Annotated in this window: 3 protein-coding genes and 3 pseudogenes; 1 reads left to right on the top strand and 5 read right to left on the bottom strand. The window is 47.9% G+C overall.

Annotated features, from left to right (window positions below; translation table 11 throughout):
- From BN54_RS09890 to BN54_RS07615, 4 genes and pseudogenes are all read right to left on the bottom strand, one after another.
- Positions 1-1,266: YSIRK-type signal peptide-containing protein (locus tag BN54_RS09890; protein ID WP_155818358.1), on the bottom strand; the 1,266-nt coding region annotated here is incomplete at its 3' end.
- 513 nt (positions 1,267-1,779) lie between these two features.
- Positions 1,780-1,911: a hypothetical protein gene (locus BN54_RS10490; RefSeq protein ID WP_019206593.1), complete on the bottom strand. Its 132-nt coding sequence runs from the start codon at positions 1,909-1,911 to the stop codon at positions 1,780-1,782.
- A gap of 27 nt (positions 1,912-1,938) precedes the next feature.
- Positions 1,939-2,571 (bottom strand): annotated as a pseudogene (locus BN54_RS10415) (SDR family NAD(P)-dependent oxidoreductase).
- 173 nt (positions 2,572-2,744) lie between these two features.
- A pseudogene (locus BN54_RS07615) lies at positions 2,745-3,815 on the bottom strand (RNA-guided endonuclease InsQ/TnpB family protein); the annotation flags it as partial.
- A 35-nt stretch (positions 3,816-3,850) separates the two neighbouring features.
- Between BN54_RS07615 and tnpA the strand changes: the two are divergent.
- Positions 3,851-4,153: pseudogene (tnpA, locus tag BN54_RS07610) on the top strand (IS200/IS605 family transposase); the annotation flags it as partial.
- Positions 4,154-4,258: 105 nt separating this feature from the next.
- Here tnpA and recQ read toward each other — a convergent pair.
- Positions 4,259-6,055, bottom strand: a complete 1,797-nt coding sequence (gene recQ / locus BN54_RS07605; protein WP_019206588.1) for a DNA helicase RecQ — start codon at positions 6,053-6,055, stop codon at positions 4,259-4,261.
- Positions 6,056-6,102 lie beyond the last annotated feature (47 nt).

Here is a 6,102-nt window from a genome sequence, read left to right as displayed (position 1 = left end):
GGACTGCGACTTACCGTTAGCAGCTACATAGCCCGTCACATAAGTCTTACCATCTTTGCCCTTGGCAGTATAGTAAGCAATCGCTTCACCATGAACCATCTTAAGCCAGTCTGAAGTAGTGATCTGGGGATTATTGTAGATCCCAGTAGTAACAGTATCTTTATCAGTTGTTGGCTTAGCTGGTGTTTCAATTTGAGTTGGATGTAATTCAAGAAACTCTAATTCCAATCCTGGATACGCCTTATGTCCCTTAAAATAACTAGTCAGAGAAATACTAGTTGTTTGTTTTTTATTACCAATATATTTAACTGGAATTACCGTCGAAATAGTATCATTAGCTTCAATGGGGTAGGTCATATAGAGTGCTCCTACCTTACTGATGTCTTTGCCCAATTCAACCATTCTTTTGTAATAATCATAAAGACCGCCGTCATGATTCAAACCAATTTGATATTGCTTACCTGATTTTCCATAAGCAACAATTCCATCGGTTCCCAGCCGTCTAGTATCTATTTGTATTACACTTGTATTCCAACCAAACCAAATACCAATATTCTTTTTAACGTCAGTATTTTCAAAATCCACATGAAACTCTAAACTGTTAGGATCCAGTCGATTACTAATTATAAGTGATTTAATTTTTTTCTGTGCATCCGCATATGAAGAAACATAAATTTTGTTATCAAACCCTCTAACTGTAAAGTAAATTTTCAGTTTTCCTTGCTCTAACTGCATCCAGTCATTAGCCAAGTTATTTTGGTTGTTGATAATAGCAGTATTAGCTGAGTTATCTGGAACCGTTGGATCTGGTGTACCTGCTGCATTTCTGTTAGTATCAGAAATTGCGAATAAATTCATTGCCAATAAATTCTTAGCTGCTAATCTTGCTGCTGATGGATTAATATCAGTGTCAGCGCTACCTTGCGTATTTGGTGAATATTGTGAGGTTGTCGCAGCTTCTGTAGAATTATTAGCTGTTGTATTGTTATTTGCACTACCTTGTTGAACTTTTTCTGTTGTACTAGTTACTTGCTGAGTATTAGTTTCATTTTTCAATACAACTGCTGAAGTTTGTTGCGAATTACTGTTTGATAGACTATTGGAATTTTCAACGCTTTCTATGGTTGCTGCCTTTACAGAATGATCTGTAAAGTTAATTCCAAAAATGGTTACTCCTAATAATACCGAAGCCACACCAACGTTAAGCTTACGTAAACTATAACGCGGTGTCCGCTTAGTTTCTAAAAATTCAGGTCGCTTCATCATTATTTTTACCTCCCGAATTTAATAACTAGTGGTGTATTGCAGTACACCAGAACAATAGCGCTACCATTAAGCTATCAGCCTAATTGTTGAATATAATATTTCTTCAAAATTCCGCTACTTACTCACTACCATCATTCCCCTTTCATATAATCAACCGAAAAATTTAAAATCCAACCGTTGATTTATCACTTTTGGAAGCGCTTCCTAAATCAAAAAAATTATCGTTGTAATAATCCATTTTGGCTACCAATTCACTGTGATTTCAACATAACGGTTTATTTATGATAAATGAAATGCATATGATTAGTGAATTTTTTGCGAATAAAACGTTGCAGTCAACACCGTCGCGCTACCCCCCCCCCTATAAACTTAATTTTATTAAGCTCGTGTCCAGGCACCGCCACGCATAAAAAACTGATGCGGTCGGCGCTGATTACACCAATCGCATCAGTTTATTTTTGTCAATTTTAAAATTAGTTTATAATTTCACATTATTTTCAAGCCGGCCAGCGGTCACGGGCGGGGCCGTTGTAAGGCCGCAATCACGGCCAACACCAACCGTTTCGGCAACCAAGGGTAGCACTGGGCCGCCCAGCACATCCACCACGCCATCCCGACGATCACTTGGCGCTTCCCCCGCATCATCCCCGCGTAGCCCACCCGCACGACGATTTAGGGCGCCACCCCGGTGCCCGGTGCAAACAACCGGGGCTGGGCCAGCTGCCCGGCTTGGGCAAAACCGGTCTCAATCGGTCCGGGCAAGAGGGTGGTCACCCTGATCCCCAGCGGTTTTAACTCGTACCACAAGGCATTGCTAAGCGCGGCCAAGTACGCCTTGGTCGCAAAATAGGTCGCTTGTTCCGGTCCTGGGAACCACGCCGCGGCCGACGCCACGTTTAAGACCCGGCCGTGTCCGCGCGCCACCATCCCCGGTAAAAATAATTTCAACAATGCCGTGGGCACCGCCGCATTCACCTGCACCATCGCCAGATCGCAGGCGGCCGACCGGGTCACAAACACACTGCCACCCCCAAACCCGGCATTATTGATTAAATAATCCACCGGCCAACCCAGCACTTGGACCGCGGCAAAGACTCACTGGGCCGCATCGGCCGCGGTAAAATCAACCACCACTGATTCCACTTGTTGTCCCGGCGCCACCTGGTGCAATTCCGCCGCTAAGGCGTGCACTTTGGTAGCCTTGCGCGCCACTAAAATCACATCCCCGCCGTGGCGCACGTGTTCCAACGCCAACGCCCGGCCCAAGCCGCCGGTCGCCCCGGTAATTAATGCCACTTTCTTCATGTCAACCACCATGCCCTAAAGGACGTGGCTTGTGAGCAAACACCCTTCTGATGAGTGCTTGAACCACAATTTGCATAGATAGGCCACTGCGAACAGTTCTACGAACTGTTTCGTCTTACACGGCAATTACCAATGCCTTTAGCGTCCCCAGGTTGCCGTAGGGACGGATCAAGTTAGGCCAGTTTTGCAATTCCTTTAGTCAGAATATTTTGTGCGGCATTATGGTCACGAATGTGATGAACATGACACTCTGGACATGTCCATTCCCGGTCGGCCAGAGTGAGCTTCTTCGTACTTCCGGTTCCCATGACAAAGCCACAATCGTGACAGGTTTGCGTAGTATTCTTAGGGTTCACCGTAATGAATTGGCGTCCATAAAATTCAGCCTTATACGTCAGCATTTCTAAGAAGGTCCGCCAGCCCACATCAGCAATACTCATCGCCAAAGCGTGGTTCTTTAGCATGTTCTTGCTCCGCAACTCTTCGGCAACTACTAAATCGTGGTTCTTGATTAATGTAGTTGAGAGTTGGTGTAAGAATGCTCTACGACGGCTAAAGATTTGGGTATGAATTTTAGCCACCAACAATCGTTGCTTTTGATAATTTCTACTTTCTCGCAAAGAACGATGTTCTTTCTTAGCTCGTCGGGCACGACGTGACAAAATGCGTTGAGCTTTAGCTAACCGTCCCTTAATGGTTCGATAGTAGCGTGGATTAGCAATCACTTGACCATCGCTAGAAGTCAGGAAGTTTTCGGTATTGAGATCAATTCCAACTTGCCGGTTAGTCTGCTTTGACATCGTGACAAAAGGAGCGTCTGACGCTAACTGCATTGAGAGAAAGAAGCTCCCGATAGCGTCTTTTATGATGGTTACCGTTCCAATGCGAGTTTCAGCACCGCAAGCTAAGATTCGCTGGTGGGAACCTTTAACACGGAGCCGACCTAATTTAGGAACCAGAACATGCTTACTATCTTCAAAACGTACAGTTCCGTTGGTTAAGTATGCTTCCTTCTGTTTCAAATACTGGCAGTTAGTTTGATAACGCCAAACGTAGCTTTTCCGGTGGAAATTAGGAACACCTGCGGTGTGAATTTTGCGAAAAGCATTCCATGCCTTTCGATAATTCTGAATGGCGTTAGCTTTAGTCAAGCTGTCAATTCTTTTATCTCCTAAGAACTGGAAATGATTCGACATTTGTTTAGCATTTTGGCGAAGTTCCAATTGCTTAATTCGTGACTGAACAATTATCAAACAAAATGAAGTCTATTCTACAATTGGTGGCTGACGACAATGACATTGTGATTGAGAAAATGGAAGTCATGCCCGATCACGTACACGTACTGATTAGTTTTCCACCTAGCAAAGCGCCAACCAGTGCTATCAAGGCCCTGAAAGGTAGAAGTGCTTTTATCTTCCTTAGGAGACATCCAGAAATCAGACAATCCCAATACTGGGGTGGTCATCTATGGTCGCCAAGCTACTACATGAGCACGTTAGGCAATATGAGCAAGGAAGTTGTCGAGCAATACATCAACAATCAAAAATACAACGAAACTAAAAAACGCCCTAACGGGCGCTAAAGGGGCCTATCCATTCCATGACTAAAGTCACGGGATTTCCGGCCAAACATCATTAAACTAACCAAAACGGTGACGACCAAGCATTGCTGGTCATCACCGTTTGTTTTATTCATCTCCGCGCAAATACTGTGCCACCACGGCGATCATCACGTCACCGTACTGACGTAATTTCACTTGGCCAACCCCGCTGACCTGCAGGAATTCAGCCGGGGTCTGCGGTTGCAAACGGGCCATGTCATGCAAGGTCCGATCCGAAAAAATGACAAAGGCCGGAACCCCTTGTTCGTCCGCCAATTCCCGCCGCTTTTGGCGCAGCCGTTCAAACAGGGCCGCTTGTTCTGGCGTTTCGACTGGGACTGCGGCCGCTTTTTTCACCGGCCGTGGTTCCACCCGCCGTTGGACGGTCGCTTGCCCGTGTAAAACGGCCCGGCCGGTCGGGGTGACCTTCACGACGGGGAACTGGCCCCCCTCTAACATTAAGTACCCCGTCGCCACCAGGTAGTCAATTAAGCGGTTGGCCTGGGCTTGCGAATAGTCCGTTAATTGATTGTAATGGGGCAATTGATCGCCTTCTACCTCGCGCACCCGCTGGTTGGTTGACCCCGTCGCAATCTGGGCGACCAGGGCTTTCCCGAAGCGGCCGTGCAATTCATCGACCACGGTAATCAGCACCCGGGCGGCCGCCGTCACATCTTCAACTTCGCGCTCGTCGAGGCAATTGCTGCACCGCCCACACGGTGGGCATTCCTGGCCAAAGTAGGCAACCAGGTTCTGTTGAAGACACTGGGGGGTATTAGCGTAGCTGGTGACAGCTTGCAGTTTGGCGTATTGCACCTCCCGGTAAGCTTCATCGGCGTCAGATTGATCCAAAAACCAGCGGTACTGCTGGAGATCATTGGGGTGATAGAGCATTACCGCTTCACTGGGGAGGCCATCCCGACCGGCCCGACCGGCTTCTTGGTAGTAGGACTCCAAATTTTCGGCACTGGTGGCGTGGAGGACAAAGCGGACGTTGCTTTTATCGATCCCCATCCCAAAGGCGTTGGTCGCCACAATTAAGGGCAATTGGTCAGCTAAAAAGGCGTCTTGGACCGCCGCCCGGTCTTCGGGCGCCATCCCCGCGTGGTAGGCCGCCACGTCAAAGCCCTGGTCCTGTAAATATTCAGCCAAGCTTTCCACTTTTTTGCGGGTATTGGCGTAGATGATTCCCGCTTCGCCGGCGTGGGCCTGCAAGTACTGGACGATGTATTGACGGTCCGGGACCTGCGGGTGGACGACCTTAAAGGCTAAATTGTCCCGGGTGAAGCTGGTAATCACGAAGTTGGCCGCCGGAATTGCCAGCTGTTCGCCAATGTCTTGGCGGACCGGCGGGGTCGCAGTGGCGGTTAAAGCCAAAACTGTCGGGTGGGTCGGCAGCTTTTCGATCGCTGCTTGCAGCTGCCGGTAAGCCGGGCGAAAATCATGCCCCCACTGGGAAATACAGTGGGCTTCATCGATGGCAATCAAATCAATGGGCAAAAAGGTCAGCTGATATTGAAAGAATTCCATCGCTAAGCGCTCCGGGGTTACGTACAGGAGCTTGAGCTTGCCCTCATACGCCTGGCGCAAGATCGGGTTGACCTCTTCTTTGGGAATCGTTGAATTGATTGCCGCGGCCGGAATCCCGTTTTGGCGCAAGGCATCGACTTGATCCTTCATCAGCGCTAGCAGCGGCGACACCACCAGCGTTACCCCCTTATTTAACAAGGCCGGAATTTGGTAGCAAAGCGACTTCCCGCCCCCCGTTGGCATCACCGCCAGGGTATTTTGGTGGTTTAAGACCTGCTGGATCACTTGGGCTTGGCCCGGGCGAAATTGCTCATAACCAAAGACGGTTTGTAAAATGGCTTGTGCGCTCGGCATTATTTTTCCTCCCTCGTTAAAAGCTTACTCTAAAAAACACGGTCAGA

The sequence above is a fragment of the Limosilactobacillus ingluviei str. Autruche 4 genome, assembly GCF_000312405.1.
Taxonomy (GTDB): domain Bacteria; phylum Bacillota; class Bacilli; order Lactobacillales; family Lactobacillaceae; genus Limosilactobacillus; species Limosilactobacillus ingluviei.
This window is presented reverse-complemented; position numbering and strand designations above follow the sequence as displayed.

Excerpts from the sequence above, each read along its gene's own strand:
- BN54_RS10490 (WP_019206593.1), bottom strand. The coding sequence starts at position 1,911 with ATGATGCGGGGGAAGCGCCAAGTGATCGTCGGGATGGCGTGGTGGATG.
- recQ (WP_019206588.1), bottom strand. The coding sequence starts at position 6,055 with ATGCCGAGCGCACAAGCCATTTTACAAACCGTCTTTGGTTATGAGCAA.